2 protein-coding genes are annotated in these 1541 nt (G+C 47.0%); one reads left to right on the forward strand and one right to left on the reverse strand.

Annotated features, from left to right (window positions below):
* Positions 1–658, forward strand: a 658-nt coding sequence (locus tag D5S03_RS03870; protein ID WP_287042740.1) for an Rpn family recombination-promoting nuclease/putative transposase, incomplete at its 5' end; no start/stop codon positions are given.
* Positions 659–706: 48 nt separating this feature from the next.
* Here the strand turns inward: D5S03_RS03870 and D5S03_RS03875 are convergent.
* Positions 707–1541: tyrosine-type recombinase/integrase (locus tag D5S03_RS03875; RefSeq protein ID WP_287042741.1), on the reverse strand; the 835-nt coding region annotated here is incomplete at its 5' end.

Here is a 1541-nt window from a genome sequence, read left to right on the forward strand (position 1 = left end):
CATAGTTCCCCTGGTCTTTTATCACGGAACAGCCAGGTGGAATTATAGCCTGGAGTTTTCTGACCTCTTTAATCTACCGTCGGAGCATTACAGGAAGTATATTCCAAAGTTTGAACATCTCCTGCATGAAGTCCCGGTGATCAATAAGAAAAAGGTCAAATCCTCCATTACCCTTGAGGTTTTTCACCTGGTCCTTGAATACATATTTTATCCGGAAAAAAGAGATAAGATACATGAAGCTTTAGAGCTGTTGTTTAAAGGTTTGGGTGCCAAAGAAGCTCATGAAATCTTTGCAATCCTGATCAAGTATTTGCTTATAGCCACGGACGAAACGCCCGAAGAGGCAGAAGAGAAGGTCAAACATCTTCCCAAAGGAGGAGAAACCGTGAGAACCACAGCAGAAGTATTGGAAGAACGAGGTTACAATAAGGCCATTAAGGAAAAACCTGTGTGGGAGAAACAAGCTGAACTAAAAAATGCCCATGAAACCCTCATAGATATCGCCACAGAAGCCTACGGCCCTCTACCCGGTATGGTCCACGAGAAAATTAAATCCATTCAATCTCTGGAGAACTTAAGGGCTCTTAACAGAAAGGTGCTCAGAACCCAGTCCCTTGAAGAATTCACCGAGCTTGTAAATCGGGCAGCACAGAACTAACCTTATCCATAAGGCCACCCTGAGCCCATACACCCAGGGTGGCTATCCTTAAGCTACTTTCTTCAGAGGCACGGTATTCACCGCTTCCGCCAGTGTCTCATCCGAGAGGTGACTATATCTCATTGTTGTCCTCATCTGGGTATGCCCCAACAGTTTACCTACCTCATACAAGTTCCGACCGGCGTTAACCAGGAAACTGGCAAAGCTATGTCTCAGGGTATGGATTTTCACATCCTCCAGCCCGGATTTTATTCTGGCTGTGTTCCACGAATTATATATAGAGTTGAAAGGCTTTCCCGTCACAGGACTTGGGAAAATATATTCAGAGCCCTCCACCTTGGGTACACTCCTAAGAACTTCCAGCGCACTTTCTGACAAAGGCACAGTCCTGGGCTTGCCTGATTTTGTATAGGGAATCCTCCACCTTTTCCTTTCCAAGTCTAAGTCTTCCCATTTGGCATTAAGCACTTCGCTTTTCCTGGCACCAGTGAGTATGAGCATGGAGATTATGGGCTCAAGCAAAGGGTTCTCGCTTTCTTTAACTGCCTTACAGAGCCTCTGTACCTCTTCCTCGGTCAGGTACCTTTCCCTCTGATTGTTCTCTTCTGCCAGAGGCACTCCCTCGGTCGGGTTAGCAGAAACTCCCGGGGTCTCCCACTGGATCGCCAAATTAAACATATAGCGCAGCAGAATAACCAGCCTGTTCGCAGAGGCCGGCGCTGCGCCTTTGGCAATTTGCTCCTGGTGCAGGGTCATAATCCCGTCCCTGGTGATCTGATCCAGATGAAGTTTGTCGAACCTGGGTACCAGGTGTGTACGCAAAAGGCTTAGATCAGTTTCCCAAGATCGCTTATAACCTTGCACGTATGGAAGATAGCTGTTC

Origin of the sequence: Desulfonatronospira sp. MSAO_Bac3 (genome assembly GCF_003838035.1) — a bacterium.
Lineage (GTDB): Bacteria > Desulfobacterota > Desulfovibrionia > Desulfovibrionales > Desulfonatronovibrionaceae > Desulfonatronospira > Desulfonatronospira thiodismutans.